Origin of the sequence: Enterococcus sp. DIV2371 (assembly GCF_050498525.1) — a bacterium.
GTDB lineage: Bacteria > Bacillota > Bacilli > Lactobacillales > Enterococcaceae > Enterococcus_B > Enterococcus_B mangumiae.
Genome location: NZ_JBIPAJ010000001.1, coordinates 2,552,368 through 2,574,449 on the forward strand (window position 1 = coordinate 2,552,368; position 22,082 = coordinate 2,574,449).

Here is a 22,082-nt window from a genome sequence, read left to right on the forward strand (position 1 = left end):
TCACCTCCATGAAAAAAGAGAGTGGTTATTCACTCTCTTTTAACAGCTCAATTAATTCTGGTTTCTTGGCAGTTGATGGATACTCAATGCCAAGACGATCTAACTCAGCTCTAAGCTCATCAACTTTCATGTCATCGATGACAAATGATTTACCTTCTACCCCAGACTTCCCCGGTTCTTCCGGGGTCATGCTTTTGGGTCATCATAAGAGATATAGATTGCTGGACGTGCTTTCTTAAGTACCAAGCAATCGTAATAATCCAACCCTTTGATGGTGTCACGGTAACCGCCACGATCCTGGTCAGCAGGGACCAAATCAATCGTATTGTACTTCTCGATTGGCTTAGCAACGGTGATAGGTGTCATAATGAAATTAATATGCTTGTCTTCATCGACCTGCAACCGATTTTTAGCAACCTTTTGGATGATGATGTTCGTGCCATCAAGCATCTCGACACGACGATCGATACCATTAAATTGAACAGTGTTGGTGGTAAAAGTTTTAGAAACGCCATCTGCATTCTTCAATGCTTTGTAGGCATCACTAGACATAAATGCCACAAACTGACCAATGACTTCTGTGTCAGTCATGTACGCTTCAGCATCGTCGAAGCTATCTAAAATATTAGATTTAGTGATTGTTTCTTTGACCGTTTTTCCTTTGTAAACATTATCAGAAGTATCAAATCCGGCTTCAAGTAAACGTGCAACAGCGGTTTGATCTTTCTCAGGAATCGTAACCAATCGAGTGTGCTCTTCAATGACAGCACCTACTTGATAAGCTGCATTTTCCGATTGATCTAAGCGATCCATGTCGTAGCCCATCCAACGTTCCTTTTCCAATTTTAAAGTTGATTTCTCAACGGAGATATTGTTCCGTTCGTTTTCTTTATTCCGCTTATAATCGGCAGCCGTAAATCCTTGCATTTCATTTACACGTACTTCGTGAGTACCCACAAAATCAGCTTCCGTGATATCTTTTGCCCCTTGGGTCAATACTTCCCATACTTGCGACTCAGCTGCAAATTCCTTGTCGATTTTCGCTAAATCTTTACTGTCTAAAATTACTGGCATTTAAACCACTCTCCTAATTATTTTTTGTTCTTGCAATATTCTCTGCTAGATTATCTTTCCAGCTTTTTTCTTTAGGTGGCTCACCACCACCTGTATTACCAGCAGCCACAAACTGCTTTTTCTTTGGCTGTGGTGCAGGATCGCTTGATTGAAACAAATAGCCTTCATCTTTTTTCAGTGAGGCTACTTTATCATCTAATCCCTTGACCCCTTCGTCAGTCATTTCCAATTCATCTGCCTTCAACAAAGCTTTCACAGCTGTAATGTTCTTAGCTCCAGCTTGTGTTAAAGCTAATTCGATCGCAGCGTTCTTACGATCTGCTAGTCTTTCAGCGGTTACGGTTTCTAACTGATTTTTATAGTCATCAATTTGTTTTTGCAGATCTTCATTTCCACTGTTTGATGCTTTCAACTGCTCAACAAGCGCATTTGCGGCGGTTAAATCTTCGTTTGCAGTTTTTAGCTTTTGAGACTTATCGTTAAAATCAGCTTTAGGCACAGCATTTTTCGGGAATTCTGATTTTATTTCTTTTGTCGCTCCGTCTAGATCAAACTTCCCATCCTCTCCGACGTGTTTTGATAAAATTTCTTTGATCCATTCCATGATTCATTCTCCGTTCCTTTTTATTCTGGTTGGTACCAGTTTAGAGTGTGAGTTATACCGCTCACTCGGTAGATAAACAGTTTAATGTCATATTCAGGACAAAATAAAAGCCTAGCAAGCTAGACTAAACAAATCAAAATCCTCAAACTTCAAAGCAAGACCAATTTCATAAAATGTTAGTAAGATTTCAGATAAGCTCAATTTGCTTTAATCCTCCACCATACTTTCTCCTTCTATGAATACACTTGCTCTCTCGAATAATCCCGACGTAACAATTGATCATGCTCATTGATAAAAGTACGCAGTGCTGCTTGACGTCGTCTGACCAGTTGTTTGAAGTGCAGAACATCTTCTTTGTTGTCCATTGTCGTTGCTGCGTTCAATTGCCGCTTAGCACGTCGAATAGCGACTTCCATGCGGCGCTGTTTTGCAACTAAGTCCGCATTGTCAATCGCTTGTTTTGGATCATATTGCTTCATGTGAATATCAAGATCCGGATCATAGATTTGGATGTACAATCGATGTCGACAATTAATACCTTGGGTTCCGTCAGGCTCACCGTATCCATAATCATAGATCGATGAAATATGACGTAATTCTTCCGGCGCATCCTCTTTACGGACAAGCAAGACCCATCCGCCTTGGATATGGGCACAGTGTGGTCGTGCAGCCATATGGCTACTCATTAGCGCTGTGACAATTCCATGCTCTAACCCTCGCTTAAGTCGCAGATCCTGATAGACTCGATGCGTTGTGGTTTTCAAAACCATCCGAACGTAGCGCTCAAGGCTCCATTCACGCCCTGCCTTGTCGACAAAGGTCGTCATCACCCCTTTTTCCACCATCGCATAGATCGATTCTCTAAGCGCCAGTTGTGGCGTTTTAGTGCCGCCAATGATTTTGGCCGCAGTATCGTTTAAAACTTGTTGATACATCTTAGCCAGTGGATTATTCGGATAATTAGTGTCGATCAGCGTTTGATTGACATGATTGTCAAGATCTCGCCATTGCTGATTGAGATACGACTCCATCACATTGTCAATCTCAGTTCGTGATGGCGGTTCTTTTCCAGTTTGTTGAGATAAGTTTTTGTCAAGATCTGAAATGACTTCAAACCCCATATCCACTATGATTTTACGTAGCTGATCATAAGAATACTGACTTGTTTCATTGACCAATTGCTGCAACGATTGCGGATTCAAAAGGTTTAATTGATGCATCTTTTCAATTTTCCAATGAAAAGCATTGTCCTCATTCAAAGGCATTCGAGTTGGCATTTTCAAATGCTTGACAAGCATCCTCATGATCTCATCTTCCATCGCCATATAAGCATCTTGAATGTAAGAAGCCTCAATATCTAACTGGTTAGGTGTAATGGCCATTCAATCACTCCTCGAAGTCTTCGTATCCAGAATCTCGTATTTTACCAGTAGTCTCATCAACTACATCTAATTGCGCTTGTCGGTAAAGATCTTTTGCCTTACTTTCAGGCAACTTCATTATTTTGGCTAAAGTTAACCATCCGGGAATCAGCCCATCATTTTTCAGTTCACGATAATAATCAGATTCTGACTTTTTATCTAAGAAGATGCCATCATCAAAGTTCACACCGATCTCTTCACGATTTGGAGATTCACCACTAAATAGTGGTTTCCCGTCAACTTCTGTGGCTCGACCTAGCTCACACAGCGCTAGCACAACATCCCGAATGAATTCCTCTAATTCGGTTGTTTGTTGGTTCCTTGATTGATACGTTTGCGAGTTCTCGCTGATTACCTCAGTTGCCGTCTTATTCGTAGTACGTACCCCGGCACCATCGAAAACGAACGTACCAGTCGACAGCCCCACTTCCATTTCTAGAAGTCGCAAGCGATGATTAATTGCTCCAATGTATTGTTCTGTTCGAATTTCATGAGTTAAATCCGTAATCTTAAAATCATCTGGTTTAGATCCGGGAATAACCACATAGAAATCATCGTTTGGGTCAAAGGTCAAATCAATATTTCCAGTCTCTTTGTTGGGTACACCATCCAGCATCGATTCAGGAACAGCAACTCGCCGTTTTCCCACATCAATTTCATGATCAAACGCATCCAACGCTTTGTTTAGTCGATCAAGTGTTCGTTTACAGTTATCGTACACACCAACACCAAGTGGTGAGTATGGGTTGATATTGTTAAAACCAGCTGTCTTGAAATAAGAGAAGATAGGGCGTTCAATTTCTTCCCCATGCCTCGCTGGATCCAACTCTGCATATTGTTCCAAAGTGTCCAACGATACCTGCATTCCTAAAACATTATATTTTTCACTTTCATAAAGCTCATTGAGCACCCAATACTCTCCGTCGATCCACTGGTGAAACTCAAGTAGCGTGTAAAAGAATGTTTTGGAGCCTTCAGTTTTGATGGTTTTAAACGCAATCGCACACTGACTGATTTTATTGGTGCTACTCTCCAATGGGTAAAATGCGTCAGGCAGTGCCCATGAGAACTCAATTTGTCCTGATTGGTCATTGAAATAAGGTCGCACAACTAAGCCACCAAGAGCCATTGCTGGTTCAAGATACTTACTGAGATTACGCTTGAAGTCGTTATGCTGAAACACAGACTCTATCCAAGCACTTGCTTCATCATATTTTTTTGATTTATCATCTTTTCCGATCGTGATTTCTGCCTGTTCATTGAACATTACCTTCGCATATTCAGAAGCAACCTTGCGGGCCATATTGATATTCGCCTTTGCTATCTGATCATAATTACAATGCATGTACCCTTGGTAATAGAGCAAGCTGTTTTGAATACGATCATATTCTTCACGACTCATTTGAATCTTTGGATGATCTAAAATACTTTGAAGCTCTTTTTTCGCTCCTATTGCAACCGCCCCCTTTCCAAAAACTCTTTTTATTGCTTGCCAAAATGACACCCGATCACCTCCTGCTAAAGAACATAGCGTTTCGTAAAGTAATTAATCGCATAACGACATTCGTCTAATGCATGGTTGTTTTTATCCACTGGGTAGCCCGAATCATTCCGAACGTACATTCCTAATTCCTTGATGAAATGATAGTGACCATACTTGCCATCATGATCGTAAAGAAAAAAGCGTCCTTTTGACAAGGCGCTTTGCATACGTTCGATACCTATTTCAATTTTAGTGCCATTGCTGGTTACTTTGTCTTTTGAGTTGTTGTCTGCTTTTGTTGTGACGATTCCTAACACACGTAATTCCTCACTCAATGACTTACAAGCTGGATCGACAAAGAATTTTGAATGCTTAGGCAGCCATGACCACTCTTTATAACACCATTCTTTAAACTGCCTAATTTCCTTGGCATACTCACTCATCGCTTTCGTGACACCCGTGTCGGCACCACTATGGTAGAAGTTAGCCATCCGATAGAGATAATATTTTCCGTCTTTCCATGTAACGAGATTTAAGGAACAGGTAGTTGCATCACTTTGTCCGCCGTCTGCACTAAAGAATGCTTCTACAGGCTTGCCGATGATTCCCTTCGACAGATGAGTATCTTCGTTAAACATTGAATAGATCACACCTTCAGGCATCACACGATCACCTAGCCAATCTCGTTTGTAAAGATACTCGGAGACTTTACATTCCGCTTCCCATTCTTTCAAAGCTTGTTTCGTTAAAATAGGATTATCTTGTGGTCGCCAATGACGAAACTTAAAAGACCCAGTTTCTATAAAGGGTTTAAGAGTTTCTATGTTCGGATGATTTGGTGCTGGCGGATTCTGTTCAGCGAGATGATAACGAAAACTAGAAGCTTTAGTCCGACGAAAAGCCTCATCTATAACTGCTTTGTTAAGCAGATTGAATTCCAAAAAAGTGACAGTTCCAAATGACATACCAGTGATGGCACCGACAGCATTTACTTTTCCGCCGCCTTTATAATAGATCCGCTTTTCTCCCTCTGGTAGATTGATCCATAAATGATCTCCATGCTCATCGTGTCGAATTTCAGCACAGCTGGCAAAGATATGTTCCAGTCCGAATCCTTCACAATCCATAAACATTCTGTAGGCTTGTTCTTGGTTATAAGCAAGCACAAGATGATTCGTATCGGGATGTCCTGCGTATATTAACGCCATCTTTTGAGCATCTGACATCGTCTTACCAGAACGAATCGTTCCCTCGTTCAATTCCATCCGAATTCCCTTGAGCGATTGGAAAATATTCTCTTTTTGCTTAGTCGATAGTTTCAACTGGCTCATCTGCATCACTCTCCTCATCTTTCTTTATTGGACCAATAAGCGATTGGCCGATATCAATAAGGCCTTGTACTTTACTCTGTTCTTTTTCATTTAACACCAGCTTAGATGCTTTATTTTCGATAATATCAGCCTCAGATTGAACTTTGCGAATCTGAGCTTGTTTCAATTCATCAACGGTGAAGAACTTCAGTAGTTCAGACATAGCTTTTTGTTTGTCATAAAGTTTGACAGAAACACCATCTTTGCCTTTTTTGACCTCTTGAATAAGTGTGCCATCTACTTCTTCACTATTTTTCAATGCAACTTGAGATGACTTGTATGTTTCCAAATCTCCAGTGAACTCGTTATAAACTTCTTGCTTTTCACCCTTATCATCATAGGTATATAGTTTGTGTTCGGATGATGAGAACTCAACAAAATCAGTGATATCAGCAAACGCTTGCTTTGCATATTCTTTTATCAAATCTTTTACATCAAGAAACATATCTTGCTGCAGTTCTGCCTTCAGTCTTTTCAACTCGATCTTTATGCTATCTTTTGCTATCAATCTTATGCTGTTAGACCTAGCGGAATTATAATCGCATCCATAAGCCTGTTGATATGCCTTAGTAGCGTTGAAGCTTTGTAGATAATAAAGACAAAACAGTTTTTGCTGCTCTGTCAGATCATTATTATCTATTACTGGATGCACCTCTTTTTTGTGTACAACCTTTTCTTTTTTTGTTGCACCCTTTTTTTCAGGAAAACCATCCCACTTTCTAGACTTCCAAGACTTAACTGTATTGATAGATACATCGTATTTAGCGGCTATGTCTTTGTACTTCATGCCGCTTTGATAATCTATGTATGCTAGTTCCCACTTTTTCACACTACACACCACCTCACATTCTTTGCTGGTTAAGTTTTGTTTCATAAAATTATACGGTCAATACTGCATCTGTACTTCTTAATAGCTTCCTAGTTTGAGCAACTTAGTGTAATCATTGCTTTCTTTCACCTTACATATCTCCTTATGTTCCTCTGAATGTTTTCATCGTTCCAGACTCCATGACCACAATAGCGAAGCTTGCAACCATCAATTTCGATAGGTGTAGCTTCTCTAGTCATTTCGATAATGGAATATCTATTCTTAATCTGAATGGATAAGACAATGCGTGATGGATCATCTTGGCTAGGTTGCGGATACCTATTAGATAGTGATACGTACCAGTAATTTCTCATCACGTGGCCTTCTCTCTATCTGAGATCAAATCATTGTAAAGAGCAGTAGCTCGTTCCTTTCCAACACGTAATCTCCGTTGAATAGTTCCAATCGTAAATACTTGACCTTGACCAACTTCTTCAAAGCCCTTCTTTAATTGTTACATTTCCTCAAAATCTTTATCAGTGTATTGTTTCATGAGTTTATTCCTCCTTTAATGCATAATAAAAAGACCACTCAACGAGTGATCTAATATATAATAAAGAAGCCACCGAATCACGATGGCTACATAGTTTATTCTCCATTTACTCTTTTAATTATCTCAGATAAACGAGGAATCAATGATGGCCCTGGACATTCTGTCGATGACGGAGAGTTTCCTTCGGCACACTGGTGACCTACGATCCTCATTTTTCTACCATACCGCTTATTAATATCTTTAATTAGTTTAACTAATGAGTCTACCGTCTTGTCACTTACTTTCCAATCTGGTGCTGTTGAAGTATTACAATTCTCAATACCTATAGAGTAAGAATTTGCTTTTCCAGCGTGCCATGCTCTTTTTTCTTCTCCGACATATGCTCTGATTTCTCCGTCCGGTCCTATACCATAATGAGCTGATGCTTCTCGCTCACGCCAAACTTCAGGTACACCATCATAATTAGTCATAGCCATATGATGAATAACAACTGTTGTAATCTCAGTGCCATTTCGACTATTCCATCTTTCCTCGCCATCGTTAACAAACTCTTCAAATTGATAAGGTGTAGCAAGTGGACTAATAATCGTTGTCATAAATCTATCCTCCTTGATTTTTTCGTAAGCACTTACATAACTAGTATAAAAGTTATTTACTTTAAATTTCCATCGAACAGACTATCAAAAATGTCACATTTATTATTTTGCTGTGAGATATTAGTAGAAATTTAAGAAAGTTTAATTTACATTATTGATTCTCGTATTATTTCACTATTCGAATACTATTTTTTATCTATAATATTTGAACTACTCTAGTTGGATTATCTTCATTTGGCTATGAATATCTATTGATTAGTTATCAGTATCAGGAGTTTCTCATTATGTAACTAAGTTGGCGAAGTGTTGCTGATTTTCTTATGAGTGTCAATAATGATTTTACTAGCTATTAATGTCCGTTTTTTGTAATTTTTTTACTATAATCATTTACTTATACTAGCAGAAACTAGTATATGCTTTTTTGATATAATTTGATTTTTGGCCTGTGACACATCTTGGATTAGCGTGTAATCTACCTCTAAAATATTTACCTAGTTTTCATAATTTCCTCCTAAGATAATGGTAGAAAGACTTTGTAGCATCCAAGTTTGTCTCATACACTCTAAGTGATGGACTTTCTCCTAGACGATATGAGTTGATCAAGCGTTGTAAAAAAATATATATTGTATTACTTACAAGTCTTTACCTTGTACCTTCTAATCATTCATCTGATTTAACTTTTTCATGACTTTTTATCCTTTCGCTGTATAATAGAGTAAAAAAGAGAGGTAAGTAAAATGCCTTACTATGTGATCAAAAAGAAAAAGTTAAAAATATCGAATAATCGATTCGTCATTCACGAATGCACTTGCCCTCGTATTAAACAGAAAGATGAAATCACTGCTATCGGGTATCATACAGAACATAATGATGCTCTTCTCTCTATTAGCTTAAAAAGACCCTCAGACGAATTTTTATTTTGTAGCTTTTGTTGCAAAACTCGAATTATAAGTAAATAGGCCCTACAATCTGCCAGATTTGATACCGGCAAATTTTTATCTCAAAACAAAAAGCTATCCTTTATAGAACAGCTTCTCTAATATCTTTTAACTTAACTACTGCTACCTTATTGCTGTCGTCCACTAACTCGACGACTGCTGTTCTTTCTATAATATTACGAATTTTGATTTTATAAAGTTCTTTTTCTCCGACTACTTTAGCCATGTAGATGCCATCTTTTTTCAATTCACTAGTTTCGAACATAAATCGTTACACCTCTGAGAACATTTTTTATACAGGATAAACAACTTTTGATAATTAGTAAAGTATATTCACATTGTAGATATAAACAAATCAAACAACCTTACACAGGCCTGACGTCTGCTTCTCGTCCTTACCACATTCTCAGTTGCTATTGTTATGGGTCAGATACTTATTACACTGACCGGTGTTAAATAAGTCCTCCCAAAGTCGCTGGAGTGGGATTGCACCACACACAAGAACTTACTAAGTTCTCACGAGGTTATTCACCATTGACTGTTGCGTCTCCTAATTCCGCCACAGCGACATAATAAGAATAGACAGCAACAGATGAACTATCCGCAGGAGCTAAACCCCACATACTTTAGTTTATTTGTTGCTGTCTATCAAAGCTTAATTACAACGATGAGGGAGATTTCCTCCCTTCAAATTGTTTTTGTCGATGTCCTGTTTCCTAATCTTTCGACACTATCATAATAAATCATTTTCTAGGTAGTTGATTGGTATAAAAAGGAAAGCATTTGGGTAGTAAATGGGTATAAAAAGTGTAAAAACTGGCTACTTAAAAGCAACCAGCTCTAAGGAAGAAGCAAATTGAATGATGATTTTGTTCGATTCTACTTTTACAGATTCCTCGCTCGTATTATTTCTTTGAGCAGTTACATAAATAGACATACCGTTGATATAGCGATCATAAAATATCTTTTTCCGTCTTTCCGTTACATCAGGCTTATGCGGATGCTGAATCGCGGAATAACCACGAATGAACAGTTTATGCAAATATTCAAATTCTTCTTGCGCTTCCTCTTTTTCAATCAACATTCGTTCTGCTTCAAATGTATTATTTGCTGTAGAAGGTGGAACCAAGGAGTAAGATGCTGTTACTTTAGGCTCCCGAGGTTGACCTATCCTACATCTAGCTGACAGATATGCTGAAAGAAAAACACCAACATTATGTTTTGTGTTATCCATATCCACATCTTTTGCCTCTGGTGTCTCATATTTCTTTACATCGAAAAGTACCATCCATTGATTCCTCCATTTATGATATAATAACTGTGTCGGAATTATTACTTAAGGTCGGAGGAATCCGGCTTTTTTAATACCAAATACTACACTACATTAAAGAGCATAGTATTTGGTAAAAGAAACTGATATTAGATAATTTATCTATCTTTAGTTGGTTTCAATATTATCCTTACTAATAAGGTTGCTTGCCCCTGAAAAGTTTGTATTGCTACTTCGACTTGAACTTATGATGTTGCTCACGAAAATGATATCATTTGCGTTTGTTGTGAATACTGAAATTCTTGTAAGAGACTGAAAATGGTTGTTATTAATACTAATTTTACTGCCAACTGCTACACGAATCACAGCATTATCAGTATCCCATAATCTTTTATTAACATAGAACATATTATTAGAGATATTCACATCGATGCATTCTGCGAGAAATACTCCGTGAGTTCTTGCACCTATGAGGTGGTTTCCTAACAGAGTGATTCCCTCTGCCGAAGAAAGCTGAATTCCATAGACTGTATCTTCTACATTGTTAGTTTGATCAATCAAGTTGTTCGTAATAATTAAATTTTCACCATTTCGAATGACTATCCCTAAAGTTTTGATACAGGTATTTTTTTCAATTATCGCACCTTCTATACGTCCAAAATGACCTCGTAATTCTATTGCTCTTCCGTTAGTATTGGTAATACGATTGTTTGTAATAACGTATTCTTTAGCAACTGGAAGGTTAGTTCCCGAAGTTCCTCCTGTTGAAATACCTACACCCGTGATATTCTTTACAAAGTTATCAGAAATAGTCATATGCATTCCACGAGTATTTATCCCACTAGCACACCCTTGAATAGTATTCCCATTAAAGTTCCAGTACATACAAGGTTCATGGCACCCCAGTGCATAGCCCACTCGGCAATTGGTACATATATTAGAACTAACACTAATATGATGCGGTGCATGATTTCCTCCTGTTACTCCATGTCTACAATTGTCAAAAAAGTTTTTCTCAATTCGTCCATAGCATGACGAAGAAATCACAGCTATACCATAACCACTATTAAAGTTATCAAATAAGGGACTTGTGCTATTAAGCAAGTAGCTATTCATAATGGAAAATAAATATGTTCGAGTCATCTGTATACCAATGTGCTCCGCACCATCGATAGTTACTTGATCAATTTTTGTGTTCAGGCCATAGTTGATATTAATACCTGAATGCACACTACCGACACCACCTAATATAATTTTTAGCTTTTTAATTTCCACATTACTAACTGGCTCATATATTTCTGCTCGAAGATTATCATCATGCATATAATCAAAGAGTAGCCCACCATCTATCTCAATTGTTCCATCCTGAATATCAACATTTACAATTTTTTGAATCTCTTCTTTGAATGGAAGAAGTCCAACTTCTGTTTCACCCTGTCTTTCATTACTGATAATTTGTACCATTCGTCCAGTTCTCGCTTCAAAAATATCTCCAGTAACTGAAAGTTTCGTTTGCCCTTCACCCAAATCAGTAGATACTTTTAAGTTTCCTACCTGATTTCCTGAAGCTCTCAATAGAAAAGGACGTTGATTAATGTCTCCATGTGCTAACCCACGACCATCTAAGATTGTTCTATCACCAACACCTTCAATTGTTACGTTTGATGGAACAAACAAGGTTTGATTTATAATAAAAGTTCCTGCTCCTAGTCGAAGAGTTCCTCCACCTTGCATTCCTAAATCATTTAACAAATTCTGTAAATTTTCAGCATCTGCCGATGGTGTTCTCGTATCTAGGTCAGTTGGTTTCATTTCAGAAGGGGATAGATAGATTATTTCATTTGCTTTATTAATATTTGAACTCATAATTGTTCACTCCTAATTTTATGATATTTTTTTATTTATATAAAAATCATTTGTATTTTCAATCTTTATATACTAGGATCGCGGATTCTGATTACATAAATAAAATTTACTTCACGCTTATTTATTTTCATAAATTTTCCCCTCTTCATCTAGATTATTTTGTAAATTGACCTAGCAAGTCCACCCTCGATGTAAACGATAACAAGCGTTTATCTTATTTCATCCTAAACTAGTGATATTTACCAATATTTTGATTTATTGTATAAAGCTATTATTGACATTCTAAAGTTAGACGCTATAATAAGTGGTTCTCAGTTGTTAATCAGAAAAAGGATGTGAAGCTATGTCAATTAAACAAATGGAGTATACAAAAAACAAAGAATTAACTTTATCTGAATTAGAGTCATATACAAAGAAAATTGTCCCTGAATTAGAGCAAGAATATCAACAAATTAGCTTTGTTTACGAATCAGAAGGTGTTGTTTTGGGTAGAATTGTTGGTTTTATCCACTGGGATCATCTACAAATTGAACTTTTCTATGTTTCCAATAATACTCAAGGGCAAGGGATAGGTACAAAACTACTAAATCATGTGGAGTCTATCGCTAAGCAACAGAACAAATCTTATATTTTCTTAGAAACAATGAGTTTTAATGCACCAAAATTTTATGAAAAACATGGTTATGAAGTAGTTGGCAAAATTGTTAATTCACCTATGGAAAACCAGATTAGATTTTTCTATAAAAAAGATATTTATATATGATCATTGACAATTAAGATCAACTTTCAGTTGGTCTTTTATAGTTTCTCCTGATCGATTACTTACTGCACTTCCTCATACCCGTAATTGCAGTAATTGTAAAAAATTTCTTTTGCCTCTTCTACAATTTTTTCTTCTGTCGCATCGTCTTCTACTTCGAAATACTCCACCGCCCCAACGCCAGCCCAGCAAGTCTCTATATCGATACGTATTTTTTTCATCGATGTTCCTCCTTCATAAAAACTAACCAATGTGTTTTTGTTCACTTGCTTGAATATATCAGAGTTTCAATCTTATTATTCGTCTCTAAATCTCTAACGTGTTAGCGTTAATTTGTGGGGGATTTAGGGGGTGGCTCATTTGTTTATAACTGCAAAAGTTATCTTTTGGGTGATAGTTATTCTTTTCGTCCTAGTTATTTGTAGATTTGCAAAATGTAATGCTCAATGTTACACAATGTTTCTTTTTGCATGTCCGATTTTTTATTTTATAATTAAAATATTTAACTATGGACTTGATCAATCGTTATCTGTTTTTATTAGATATTTGATTGGCCTATTTCTCGCAGTTGTTACTTTTATCGCATATCTAATCTATCGCTTTAAAAAGTAACAACTAAACCAGTCTTTATGGCTGGTTTCTTAGTCTATTGCTTCGATAATTCACCATTCTCGTATATATTTCCGATAACTTCGTGGTTAGTTGCTTCTGCATATGATTCCCCAGTATTTCTATGACCTAATCTGTAATCACTTTTCTTTAATACAACTACAAAGCCAGCTTCTTGTTGCAGATAAGTTACATAGCCGGTTAATCCATTTGAGTTTTTTATAATATCCCTCTCAAAAGTCTCTACACCGTTCTTGTCTTTTAGTCCTGTGGATTGCATGAGTTCAGCTTGTTCACCAACCTCAAAAACATCGCACCAGTCGTCCACGGTAACATGAGGACCTTCAATCCCTAGGAAACTATGCCCTCGTGTATCAAATGCTAAAACATCTTGCATTTCCTGTTCATCTTTCAATCATGCTCTAAACTTTGGTATCATTTGCTGTCCTCCAACTCAAGATACTTTCTTAAACTACGAAGCCCTTTTCCACGTTTTTTCGTTTTACGTTCAATCCATGTTCCTGTTGTTCCCCAGTAGTCAATGGTCCCCTTATGTGTATTGATTGAAAATTGGTGATTGCTTTGGTAATGGGTAAACTCGAATCCCAGCGCTTTAATATTTTTTGTAGCTGAATCCCCCATTCTTTTAACATGCTGTTTTCGACGTTCTTTAAGATAGGGTTTTATGTCTCTCCAGTATTCAGCCAAATCACTCATTTGCTGTCCTCTTTCTGTAACTCACCATAAATGGAACATCTACGACGAATTGCTTTTACTCTGCGTTCATTTTCGAGCGTAGGTTGTATTTTATATGCTCTTTTTGCACCCTTTAGGTGATTTCGAGCACCTCTTAATGCATCTGAATATAATTCTTTTGGTGCATCCATTTATTGTTCCTCCTACTTATTTTCTGTCATGGTGAAAGGTACAATGCTCTCAGGCATATAGTTGACTTCATATTTGTATTGGTTCACTTCAGCGCCAGCGAGATCTTCTATCACGTACATATTGAACTGCGTCATATTGATTAAATGCTTTTTGTAAACTCCTTCTTCCGTTTCGACTAGTATCTCAAGCTTTTCAGAATTACTAGTGTTTACCGAAATTCTTCCAATAACCTCAAACTCTACCGTGTTAGATAATGTGTTCATAACAGCGACACGACGAATTACATTGAAGTTATCTGCTTCTTGGCTTACATTATGAGACACTTTCGTAGCTTGACGACATGCCGATAAACTAAAAACCATTCCTATAGTCACAATGAGCATAATTAGTTTTTTCATTTGCTGTCCTCCAGATCACTAGACTTCACAAACACCCCATCAATCATTTGCCCAGTACGTCCTTTGATTTCTCCCCATGCCTGTTCTAAGCACTCTTCAGCAGTCAACCCATGTTGCATAGCTAAAATGATAAGAGTAACAAGCGTGTCTCCGATACCATCTTTTACGGCTTCTAAATTGCCACGAGCCATGCTAGCGCCGACCTCTCCAAGTTCCTCAATTACCTTCAACATCTGTTTCTCTGGTTGTGCCTGATCCAAACCTTTATTTTTAGCCCATTTCTCAATATTCATTGTCAGCTCGTTCATTTTTCTTCCTCCATGTATTTAAATTGCCGCCCCTTAGAATCAATATCCATATGCTTCGCTCTACTCCATATGATATTTTTTGACAGCCCAGTAATTTCTGTTAACTGTTCAGCTGTGCCTGTAACTAGAATTCTGTCGCCATGCCAAATTGCAATTTTCCTCGGCGTTTTTCTTCTAAGCTTCTCAGTCCATATCTTTTTACCAAGCTTTTGTACTTCTACGATGATTTTTTCATCTTCTTGCCAAAATTCCGTACTGGTTAATTCAGCAATTCGTTTCATTGCTGCTTTCTTATCGATCCTGACAGTCTCCTTTCAATAATTTGAGTACTTGATCAAGTGCGCTCTCACGTCCGCCGTGAAATGTATTTAACCATTTGTCTTCATACGAAGCGCTTTGCCTCATCGCTTCTTTGTGCATTAGCTCCACTTGGGCTTTCAACTCATTAATTTCCATGACAGTACCCTTATCTTTCGAGTTCTCTTAAATGTGCTTTTAGTCCTTTGATACATTCCCAAAAAAGCAATTTCATATAAGCTGTTTCCCTTAGTTTTGTACGATCAATGTAAAAAGCATAATAATGACGTAATTTCGCCCAACATCTACGATCATTTTTGATCTGTTCGAGATTAACTGCTGCCAGTTGATCATGTACGATTCCTAAAATGTCATACTCCTCATCTTTTTTGTACTTAGCGATTTCTTTAATTAATCCTAAGTAGTCAAAATTAATATCCAAATCTTCTCCCCCTTACGCTTCATCCCATCGGGGCTTATTTGATCGTTCTAGCGCTTTTTTCTTTTGATAGGCTTCTTGGTCGATTGCCCATTCAGGAAGTGTCTCTCGTCTTCCTGTGCGCTTGTAGCTACTATTAATCTTCTTAGGCTCACTTTTTTCTTTCCTTGCCCAGCTTCGAATAGTGGCCAAGTAATTTTTATAAGTTTTACCAGCTGATTCACAATACTCGGATAACCGTTCAATCTTTTCTTGATAATCATTAGGGAATTCTGTTTTGAGTTTCTCCATTTGGTCATCTGACAAGAGAACATTTTTATATTCCCCGTATTTATGACGGATGGGCTTAGCCTTCGATTTTTTCGAAGGCGGTAACTCTCTTATATATTCTTTTGTATTATTAAATGTATTATTAATAGATGTATTATTATCTTGATAGATTTCTTGATGACCCCCCGCCAAATTTTCTTGGTGACCCCCACCAAGAATTCTTATATACCTAGCCTCGATTTCTTTACTACCCTCTTTGTACTTAACTTCTCGGTAGATATAGCCTTTTTCTTCAAGTGACTTTAGCCAATTCTGAATTGTTGGCTTACTTACTTTGTATTGATTGGCAAAGTATTCATTACTAGCCCAGCAATAACCTTTTTCATTACACAAAGCTGTGATTTCTCCATAAAGAAGTTTTGCACTAGGTATCAATGAATCGTCATATCTAACATTTGCAGGTATGATAGCGTAATATCCTCTGTGATCCACTTTTTATCCTCCAATATTTAACTTTTTGATCGTTTCTTGATTTAACTTAATCCCTTTGATTTGGTACTTATTTTTAAAATTAGTTACACCGATTTGATGTTTTTCTGTGTGGTGTATTCTGCAAAGTCCTGCGTAAGTGTATTCTGAATGATCAATTTTTTTACGTTTTCGTCTACCCAATGCTTTATCGAAGTGATCAATGTCAGCTCCTGTTCTTCCACAAATACAACAGACTCTTTTCGTAATACACTTGTAGAAGTAGTATTCTTGATTCGCTGGTAAGATTTCATAGCCTTCTTTGAATGGAATATGATGTTCAAAAATAAAATCTATAATGATGTTCGCTAAGATATTCGCATCGCTCACGGTTGTACTAGAATCATCTTTCAGGCTTATTTTGCGCCCTGTGACACCTTCAAAACGGAAATAGAAGAATTCCTTCCAGAAGTCCGTTGGTGTGCCCGTATCGATGAATATATCCCCTATGAGCACATAGATGAAATTTCTTTGTTGGATCGTGAAGCGACGTGGATCAATAAAGCGAATTTCAATGATCCGATCACCTTCATAGCCTTCGTACATCGTTTTAAGTCGTTCAATGTTTACTTCTTCGTTGATTGTTGCGGCAATGTCTTTTCTATTGAACTTTCTAAGAACTGCTGAATAGGAATCGATTAATGAATTAAACACTTACATCACTTCTTCTTGTTTAATTCATTTCGTTTTTTAGCAATTGCTCTTTCCAACAGCCCACATTGTTCATAAGATAACTGTTCAAGACTTTCCACATTGTCAGCAATCAGCCCTAGTTTCGCAGTCTGCTCGTTTACAAAATCAATTAACATCGGAGTCATATCTTCTCCCATTTCTTCGTTGAATATCCCTAGGATTTCTTCCAACATATTTAATTTTTTTATGTCGATTCTCTGTGGTGCAGGTATATCCTCGCCTTGATAGACATACAATCCTAAACCATGTAACGCTAAGGCCTTAACAAAACATCGTTTAAGTGCATTATTTATCTGAGTAGCATTTGGTTTTATGACCGCTTTGTTCGTATAATCAGTTACTGGAAAAAGCTCAGTTTCTGTGATTCCATGGATCGTTACAGACACCGAAACATAGACACCCGTTTCATCTAATAAATAGGGTTTAAACTCTTCCACAAGAAAATCTTGATGGGTTCCTGAAACAACACTAAAGTGTTTATATTCGTTAATCGTTACTCTTGATTTTGGATCACTTTTTTTCATGATCTCCCAAGCGCGTGCCCACGATAAATAATCAAACTGTCCTTTCTTTTTTAAAACTTTATCTAACTTTTTACTTGATAGTTTTTCAAAATTCGTGATATTTTTTGCTTCACTCATAAAACTTCGCCTCCATATCAGCGATATATTTTTTTCCTTGCCCGTAGTATGAGATATCGATCAAATTTCCTCTCTCGTACTCTTCAAGCGCATCAATCAAGCCATCTTCGATGACGTAGATATATTCTGGTTTATTTGAATGTTTTGATAGATGGATAAGATAGATATGATCCCAAAGACTCATAAAGTTTCCCAGATCATCTTGATCACATGCTAGTTCTTCATCCGTCAAAAGATTTCGTCTGATTTTCTGGTTGTTTGTTTCTTTAATATTCACTTTTCCCCAAACGGGGTTAGTCAAATATTGATCTAGAGTGGAAAGTTCGTTTTCCATATGTTAAAATCTCCTTAGTTATGATTTATTTTTGGACACGATTTTGCTTGCCGGCGATCGTGTCTTTTTTTAGTATGGTCAATTCTCGCATTAATATATTTCCCCTTTTTTGATATACTTTAGAAGTAAACAATTTGATAATTTTAGAGAAAGAGGTAAAAATACATGTATGATAATATATTTCATATCGAAACTTTTAGTGTCCACGACAAAGATAAGAAAGTAATAAATGAGTTATTAAAAGATGGTTGGCGAATTCTGTCTATCGTTCAAAATAGTGAACACGATAACTATTCATATGGACAAGTTATTCTTGGTGCTTCTGAGTTAGCCTTTCAAAAAAACAACTTAGCTATTATGAAACAGAAAAAATTAGAGCAAGAGGCCGAACGAAAAAGATGTAAGCAAACTAGATGGACAGACATGTCTTCAGTCAATAATAATTCTGAAAATACTCTCATTTCTATAGAAGACGACTCTTTACCGTTTTAATTTTTGTACTCTTCTTCATATAATTCCCAATTATCAAATTTTTCTTCCACGGTGACAGGCCTGTACGATGATATATTTGTTGTTTTTTGCTCTGAGTTACTTGCGATAACTTGGAGCAAATCATTTGTTTTCTTTAGTTCAAATAAAATTTGTTTTAACATTTTTTCGTTCATTTTTATCTCCTCCATGCTTTTTGCTTGTCAATGTATTGTTGGCTTAAGAAAGTTGGTTTATTGCCACACCACCATCTATCAGCAATCATTTTTCCTTTCTTCAAAACTTCTTTTCGATCCATACGTTCTCCTTTCTTTCGAATCTAATAGGTTCATCAAAACCATTAAACTTGCGAAAATACTCCCTCCCACTACGCTGTAGTGCGCTACTAGTACGAGTAAACCTAAAATGACTCCGATAAAAAGCGTGTCTGTCTTTTTCATAGTCTTATCTCCCTATTTTTAATTTCTAACTTGCGTAAATCTTCAAGCTCATTCGCAATCAGCTCTGCTTGTCTATCTGAAAGCTCATCGGCTTTTCTGAGTGCTGCACGATCATCCTGTAATTCTTTTCTACGTAGCCTTATAAGATTGAGAATTTGGTGTTCTTGTTGTACTGTGTATGCCATCAAATTACCTCCTATATATCCGTATTCAGTGTCGAAAATTCGCAATTCTATCTACGACATCAAATTTGATTCCTCCTCATCCCTGCTTGTGCAGGTTCTCGTTATTGTTGTGCCTATGAGATTCTTCTTTTTGGTATAATTTAATTATCAGCACTGCAATGCTGAAATAATCGAAAGGAGAATACTAATTGAAAAAATATATAATAAGCTTTCGTTATCTTGAAGTCGCTGACCCAGAGCTAGCTATCAAGATTCGCGCAAAGATTGAGTCTTTGTCACCCGATACATGGATTCACGTTTTGGAAAATCAATTGTTAGTTCAATCTGAAAAAAATATTGAAGAAATATACTCGTATCTATCATCAGAGCTAAAAAATGTACGACTTTCAATTGCACAATTTGATAAGATTTTCATAAACGATGGTTTTATGAGTGAACTTGAATCCCGTAACTACTAGAATCTCGCTCGCCTAACATAATCTTCGTACAGAGCGATGTATTCTTTTTTTGAAATTGGCGGCCTTTCAAAAGTCATTCCTGAAAAAATAGATGACTGTTCATCAGAATCTGTTACTTTTTCAACATTCAATTCATGATGCTCCTTACTGCCTCTAATAGTAGGGAGCGTTTTTACTATTTCTTCTGCAAACTCTAGCTTTTCAACTAATTCCTTTGCATCTTTCAATTGCTCTATGGTTAATTGGATTTTTTCACTAGTTAGGCAAACAACAGCATCATCCTCGTTTATGACAGTTGAACCCAAATCTCTTGCAGCATTTAGAAACATCTCAGCGCCTTCCATCATCGTTTCCCACACTTGCCATTTTTTCTCTAATTTTTTATTGATTTTCATTCTGTTACCTCCTATGCGAGTTGTTTTTGTTCGATTAAAGGAAGTATTCCGTTATCCTTCAAAAGTTGATAGATAAAAATATGACCTTGTTGTGTCCACTTAGTACTAGGTTTCAAATTCTCGCTACCTTGTACTGGGATCATCTCGGTATGTGTGTAGCCCTTGTCTTGGTGTTTGCGATAAAGTAACCAAGCATTACCTTGACGGTACTGAACACCTAAATCATGCAATAGATTGTTCATCTTGGTTGCGCTCATGCCGTAATTTTTAGCTATGATACTGATTGTCATAAGGCTTTTGTTTTTTAAAATGTTGTCATAGTACTCCGCTTTGGGTTGTAACTCATTTACCCGTTGTTCAGCGACTAATCGTAAAGCACGTTCCTCTTTAAGTTTGGTTGCTACTCCGATAAGTAAATCTGGGTTATTTAGCAACTCATCTGTTGCATAAATACCGTGTTTACGGATTGCTGGTAGGACTTCGCTTGTCACCCAGCGTTTGAACTTTTTTGCTGACGGCAAGTTGCTACCAAAAATCAAATCATAAACTCCACTTTCGTTTATTAAAGTTGGATACTGGTTCCTTCCTAATTTATCTTTAAAAGATGGGGTGGTGTTTTGGCACCCTATGATTTTGTCTTCATTTTCAACGTGTTGTTTTAAAGCGTTATTCGAATCTTTAAACCCTAACGCTGTTGCAACATCTTTCCCTACAAAGTATGGTTCATCATTTGCTAAAACCGTTCGAACCTCGTTTTGTTCGAAATTAAAAATTTGTGGTTGATTCATTGTGTTGCCTCTATTCTCTAATAATCTGGTAAATCATCAAATAATCGTTTTAAAAACGGGCGGATATTCTCGGCATCGAAAAGCCATTTACCATCTGTGTCTTTTTTAGCTAACTTGTTTTTCCGAACATATGGGTCATCGACGATGTATTCCATTATCCACGCTCGTTTTCTACGAGTAATTTTTTCCATGTCAGCAATAGTTAAAAACTGTGGTCGTAAATACTGTTCGAACAATTCTTTGAGGTATGTGTCTGCATATTCTTTCCAGTAAGCGTCATTAACCTGAATATCCACCGTCACTGACTGTTTTTGTTGTGGAAACATAGATTACGCCCCCTTTACTATTGCAATCTGTAAATCGTTGGCAATTTTACGTTTGTATTCCTGGGCTTTAGGGCCTTTTTGAACACCTTCTACAATTTGCTTGGCGTATGTCGGTGAAGTTCCGATTAATTCGCCAAGGTATTTCCAGGTTTTATCTTGACGTTTCATTTGAATCAGGACCATTTCATGAAAATCTTCAATGACCATAACGTCACCTCATTTCTCATATATTTAAGCTAGAAATATAGCTAGAAATTAAACTAATTATTGACATTTTTAAACTATAGTGTAAAATAAAACCATAGCTAAATAAGACTGAAAAAAAGCCTATAAATCAGTATTTCTAAGTTTGCCGACCTCGAAATTTTTTGATTTTTATTGGTACTATTTAGTTTTGTTTCTAGCTAAATAACTAGCTTATGAATACAGTATATTAGACTATAGATTAATTGTCAAATTAATTTTAATCAAAAGTTTAATCGCCTGTGTTCTCTATTGAGGAGAATCTTGAGATGACGGTATTTGATAGAGTAAAAAAACTAGCTGATAAACAAGGAATTTCTATAAATACTTTAGAAGAACGAACTGGATTCAGTAAAAATTACTTGTATTCTTGGAAGAAAAAAGTACCTAGTGGCAATAATCTAAAAGTTATCGCTGACTACTTCGGCGTAACAACTGACTACCTATTAGGACGCACAGACAACCCTAATCCGATACAGGAACGTGTGCCTGACGATTTAGACAAGATGCTCGACAACGCTATGACTTTTGGTGGTAAACCACTAACCGAGATAGATAGAGCGGCAATTCGCGCTTATATAGAAGGTAGACAAAGTTCGAAGTGAGGTGA

At 36.8% G+C, this 22,082-nt stretch carries 35 protein-coding genes and 1 pseudogene; 4 read left to right on the forward strand and 32 right to left on the reverse strand.

Going from position 1 to position 22,082, the window contains the following annotated elements:
* Positions 1 to 25 precede the first annotated feature (25 nt).
* From IGL24_RS11850 to IGL24_RS11910, 13 genes and pseudogenes are all read right to left on the reverse strand, one after another.
* Entirely contained in the window at positions 26 to 190 is a 165-nt protein-coding gene (locus tag IGL24_RS11850) for a HeH/LEM domain-containing protein (protein WP_206855068.1), read from the reverse strand.
* Complete coding sequence (locus IGL24_RS11855) at positions 187 to 1,074, reverse strand: capsid protein (RefSeq protein WP_206855069.1); 888 nt, start codon at positions 1,072 to 1,074, stop codon at positions 187 to 189. The genes IGL24_RS11850 and IGL24_RS11855 overlap by 4 nt, the downstream gene beginning before the upstream one ends.
* Positions 1,075 to 1,087: 13 nt before the next feature.
* Positions 1,088 to 1,678, reverse strand: coding sequence for a phage scaffolding protein (locus IGL24_RS11860; RefSeq protein ID WP_010733985.1), 591 nt, complete (start codon positions 1,676 to 1,678; stop codon positions 1,088 to 1,090).
* A 233-nt stretch (positions 1,679 to 1,911) separates the two neighbouring features.
* Positions 1,912 to 3,060, reverse strand: coding sequence for a phage minor capsid protein (locus tag IGL24_RS11865; RefSeq protein ID WP_206855071.1), 1,149 nt, complete (start codon positions 3,058 to 3,060; stop codon positions 1,912 to 1,914).
* A gap of 4 nt (positions 3,061 to 3,064) precedes the next feature.
* A complete protein-coding gene (locus IGL24_RS11870) occupies positions 3,065 to 4,603 on the reverse strand; it encodes a phage portal protein (protein WP_206855073.1) in 1,539 nt (512 codons plus the stop codon).
* Between the two features lie 14 nt (positions 4,604 to 4,617).
* Entirely contained in the window at positions 4,618 to 5,913 is a 1,296-nt protein-coding gene (locus IGL24_RS11875) for a PBSX family phage terminase large subunit (protein WP_206855075.1), read from the reverse strand.
* Positions 5,888 to 6,781, reverse strand: a complete 894-nt coding sequence (locus IGL24_RS11880; RefSeq protein ID WP_206855077.1) for a terminase small subunit — start codon at positions 6,779 to 6,781, stop codon at positions 5,888 to 5,890. Before IGL24_RS11880 ends, IGL24_RS11875 begins: the two co-directional genes overlap by 26 nt.
* A gap of 125 nt (positions 6,782 to 6,906) precedes the next feature.
* Positions 6,907 to 7,134, reverse strand: a complete 228-nt coding sequence (locus IGL24_RS11885) for a hypothetical protein (RefSeq protein WP_084812820.1) — start codon at positions 7,132 to 7,134, stop codon at positions 6,907 to 6,909.
* Positions 7,134 to 7,313, reverse strand: a pseudogene (locus IGL24_RS11890) (hypothetical protein). Before IGL24_RS11890 ends, IGL24_RS11885 begins: the two are co-directional and overlap by 1 nt.
* Positions 7,314 to 7,408: 95 nt before the next feature.
* Entirely contained in the window at positions 7,409 to 7,909 is a 501-nt protein-coding gene (locus IGL24_RS11895; protein WP_206855079.1) for a peptidoglycan recognition protein family protein, read from the reverse strand.
* A 1,020-nt stretch (positions 7,910 to 8,929) separates the two neighbouring features.
* On the reverse strand, positions 8,930 to 9,112 hold the full coding sequence (locus IGL24_RS11900; protein WP_206855082.1) for a hypothetical protein: 183 nt from the start codon (positions 9,110 to 9,112) through the stop codon (positions 8,930 to 8,932).
* A 555-nt stretch (positions 9,113 to 9,667) separates the two neighbouring features.
* Complete coding sequence (locus IGL24_RS11905; protein ID WP_206855084.1) at positions 9,668 to 10,135, reverse strand: ArpU family phage packaging/lysis transcriptional regulator; 468 nt, start codon at positions 10,133 to 10,135, stop codon at positions 9,668 to 9,670.
* Between the two features lie 150 nt (positions 10,136 to 10,285).
* A complete protein-coding gene (locus IGL24_RS11910; RefSeq protein WP_206855088.1) occupies positions 10,286 to 11,983 on the reverse strand; it encodes a right-handed parallel beta-helix repeat-containing protein in 1,698 nt (565 codons plus the stop codon).
* Between the two features lie 343 nt (positions 11,984 to 12,326).
* On the opposite strand from IGL24_RS11910, the gene IGL24_RS11915 reads away from it, so the two are divergent.
* Complete coding sequence (locus IGL24_RS11915) at positions 12,327 to 12,746, forward strand: GNAT family N-acetyltransferase (RefSeq protein ID WP_206855091.1); 420 nt, start codon at positions 12,327 to 12,329, stop codon at positions 12,744 to 12,746.
* Between the two features lie 59 nt (positions 12,747 to 12,805).
* On the opposite strand, the gene IGL24_RS11920 is transcribed toward IGL24_RS11915, so the two are convergent.
* The 13 genes from IGL24_RS11920 to IGL24_RS11980 all read right to left on the reverse strand — a co-directional run bounded on the left by IGL24_RS11920 (position 12,806) and on the right by IGL24_RS11980 (position 18,148).
* Entirely contained in the window at positions 12,806 to 12,964 is a 159-nt protein-coding gene (locus tag IGL24_RS11920; RefSeq protein ID WP_206855094.1) for a hypothetical protein, read from the reverse strand.
* Between the two features lie 425 nt (positions 12,965 to 13,389).
* Positions 13,390 to 13,749: a YopX family protein gene (locus IGL24_RS11925; RefSeq protein ID WP_242543250.1), complete on the reverse strand. Its 360-nt coding sequence runs from the start codon at positions 13,747 to 13,749 to the stop codon at positions 13,390 to 13,392.
* A 38-nt stretch (positions 13,750 to 13,787) separates the two neighbouring features.
* On the reverse strand, positions 13,788 to 14,069 hold the full coding sequence (locus tag IGL24_RS11930; RefSeq protein ID WP_206855098.1) for a hypothetical protein: 282 nt from the start codon (positions 14,067 to 14,069) through the stop codon (positions 13,788 to 13,790).
* Complete coding sequence (locus IGL24_RS11935; RefSeq protein ID WP_179099921.1) at positions 14,066 to 14,239, reverse strand: hypothetical protein; 174 nt, start codon at positions 14,237 to 14,239, stop codon at positions 14,066 to 14,068. The genes IGL24_RS11930 and IGL24_RS11935 overlap by 4 nt, the downstream gene beginning before the upstream one ends.
* A gap of 12 nt (positions 14,240 to 14,251) precedes the next feature.
* Positions 14,252 to 14,638, reverse strand: a complete 387-nt coding sequence (locus tag IGL24_RS11940; RefSeq protein ID WP_034687964.1) for a hypothetical protein — start codon at positions 14,636 to 14,638, stop codon at positions 14,252 to 14,254.
* The gene (locus IGL24_RS11945; RefSeq protein ID WP_206855101.1) at positions 14,635 to 14,946 is read right to left on the reverse strand and encodes a MazG-like family protein; all 312 of its coding nucleotides are present in this window, start codon (positions 14,944 to 14,946) and stop codon (positions 14,635 to 14,637) included. The genes IGL24_RS11940 and IGL24_RS11945 overlap by 4 nt, the downstream gene beginning before the upstream one ends.
* On the reverse strand, positions 14,943 to 15,245 hold the full coding sequence (locus tag IGL24_RS11950) for a hypothetical protein (RefSeq protein WP_206855180.1): 303 nt from the start codon (positions 15,243 to 15,245) through the stop codon (positions 14,943 to 14,945). Before IGL24_RS11950 ends, IGL24_RS11945 begins: the two co-directional genes overlap by 4 nt.
* Entirely contained in the window at positions 15,238 to 15,402 is a 165-nt protein-coding gene (locus IGL24_RS11955) for a hypothetical protein (protein WP_206855104.1), read from the reverse strand. The genes IGL24_RS11950 and IGL24_RS11955 overlap by 8 nt, the downstream gene beginning before the upstream one ends.
* A 10-nt stretch (positions 15,403 to 15,412) precedes the next feature.
* On the reverse strand, positions 15,413 to 15,685 hold the full coding sequence (locus tag IGL24_RS11960; RefSeq protein ID WP_242543248.1) for a hypothetical protein: 273 nt from the start codon (positions 15,683 to 15,685) through the stop codon (positions 15,413 to 15,415).
* Positions 15,686 to 15,697: 12 nt separating this feature from the next.
* Positions 15,698 to 16,444, reverse strand: coding sequence for a helix-turn-helix domain-containing protein (locus IGL24_RS11965; RefSeq protein WP_206855107.1), 747 nt, complete (start codon positions 16,442 to 16,444; stop codon positions 15,698 to 15,700).
* A 3-nt stretch (positions 16,445 to 16,447) separates the two neighbouring features.
* On the reverse strand, positions 16,448 to 17,134 hold the full coding sequence (locus IGL24_RS11970) for a putative HNHc nuclease (RefSeq protein WP_206855110.1): 687 nt from the start codon (positions 17,132 to 17,134) through the stop codon (positions 16,448 to 16,450).
* Between the two features lie 5 nt (positions 17,135 to 17,139).
* Positions 17,140 to 17,814, reverse strand: coding sequence for a DUF1071 domain-containing protein (locus tag IGL24_RS11975; RefSeq protein WP_206855112.1), 675 nt, complete (start codon positions 17,812 to 17,814; stop codon positions 17,140 to 17,142).
* Complete coding sequence (locus IGL24_RS11980) at positions 17,807 to 18,148, reverse strand: hypothetical protein (RefSeq protein WP_206855115.1); 342 nt, start codon at positions 18,146 to 18,148, stop codon at positions 17,807 to 17,809. Before IGL24_RS11980 ends, IGL24_RS11975 begins: the two co-directional genes overlap by 8 nt.
* 165 nt (positions 18,149 to 18,313) lie before the next feature.
* Between IGL24_RS11980 and IGL24_RS11985 the strand changes: the two genes are divergently transcribed.
* Positions 18,314 to 18,640 carry a hypothetical protein gene (locus IGL24_RS11985; RefSeq protein ID WP_206855118.1) on the forward strand — a complete coding sequence of 109 codons (327 nt, stop codon included), beginning with the start codon at positions 18,314 to 18,316 and terminating at the stop codon, positions 18,638 to 18,640.
* Here the strand turns inward: IGL24_RS11985 and IGL24_RS11990 are convergent.
* The gene (locus tag IGL24_RS11990) at positions 18,637 to 18,813 is read right to left on the reverse strand and encodes a hypothetical protein (RefSeq protein ID WP_206855121.1); all 177 of its coding nucleotides are present in this window, start codon (positions 18,811 to 18,813) and stop codon (positions 18,637 to 18,639) included. The genes IGL24_RS11985 and IGL24_RS11990 overlap by 4 nt on opposite strands.
* Before the next feature lie 260 nt (positions 18,814 to 19,073).
* Positions 19,074 to 19,262 (reverse strand): hypothetical protein, encoded by a 189-nt coding sequence (locus IGL24_RS11995; protein WP_010733950.1) that lies wholly within the window; start codon positions 19,260 to 19,262, stop codon positions 19,074 to 19,076.
* A 188-nt stretch (positions 19,263 to 19,450) separates the two neighbouring features.
* On the opposite strand from IGL24_RS11995, the gene IGL24_RS12000 reads away from it, so the two are divergent.
* The gene (locus tag IGL24_RS12000; RefSeq protein ID WP_023520241.1) at positions 19,451 to 19,720 is read left to right on the forward strand and encodes a hypothetical protein; all 270 of its coding nucleotides are present in this window, start codon (positions 19,451 to 19,453) and stop codon (positions 19,718 to 19,720) included.
* Here IGL24_RS12000 and IGL24_RS12005 read toward each other — a convergent pair.
* The 4 genes from IGL24_RS12005 to IGL24_RS12020 are packed head-to-tail and all read right to left on the reverse strand — an operon-like array spanning position 19,717 to position 21,436.
* The gene (locus IGL24_RS12005; RefSeq protein ID WP_096081726.1) at positions 19,717 to 20,115 is read right to left on the reverse strand and encodes a hypothetical protein; all 399 of its coding nucleotides are present in this window, start codon (positions 20,113 to 20,115) and stop codon (positions 19,717 to 19,719) included. The genes IGL24_RS12000 and IGL24_RS12005 overlap by 4 nt on opposite strands.
* A gap of 11 nt (positions 20,116 to 20,126) precedes the next feature.
* A complete protein-coding gene (locus IGL24_RS12010) occupies positions 20,127 to 20,903 on the reverse strand; it encodes a phage antirepressor (protein ID WP_096081727.1) in 777 nt (258 codons plus the stop codon).
* A 17-nt stretch (positions 20,904 to 20,920) separates the two neighbouring features.
* Positions 20,921 to 21,229, reverse strand: a complete 309-nt coding sequence (locus IGL24_RS12015) for a DUF771 domain-containing protein (protein ID WP_206855124.1) — start codon at positions 21,227 to 21,229, stop codon at positions 20,921 to 20,923.
* 3 nt (positions 21,230 to 21,232) lie between these two features.
* The gene (locus IGL24_RS12020) at positions 21,233 to 21,436 is read right to left on the reverse strand and encodes a hypothetical protein (RefSeq protein ID WP_169058977.1); all 204 of its coding nucleotides are present in this window, start codon (positions 21,434 to 21,436) and stop codon (positions 21,233 to 21,235) included.
* Between the two features lie 305 nt (positions 21,437 to 21,741).
* Here IGL24_RS12020 and IGL24_RS12025 point away from each other — a divergent pair, with 305 nt between their 5' ends.
* Positions 21,742 to 22,077, forward strand: coding sequence for a helix-turn-helix domain-containing protein (locus IGL24_RS12025; RefSeq protein WP_126134307.1), 336 nt, complete (start codon positions 21,742 to 21,744; stop codon positions 22,075 to 22,077).
* Positions 22,078 to 22,082 lie beyond the last annotated feature (5 nt).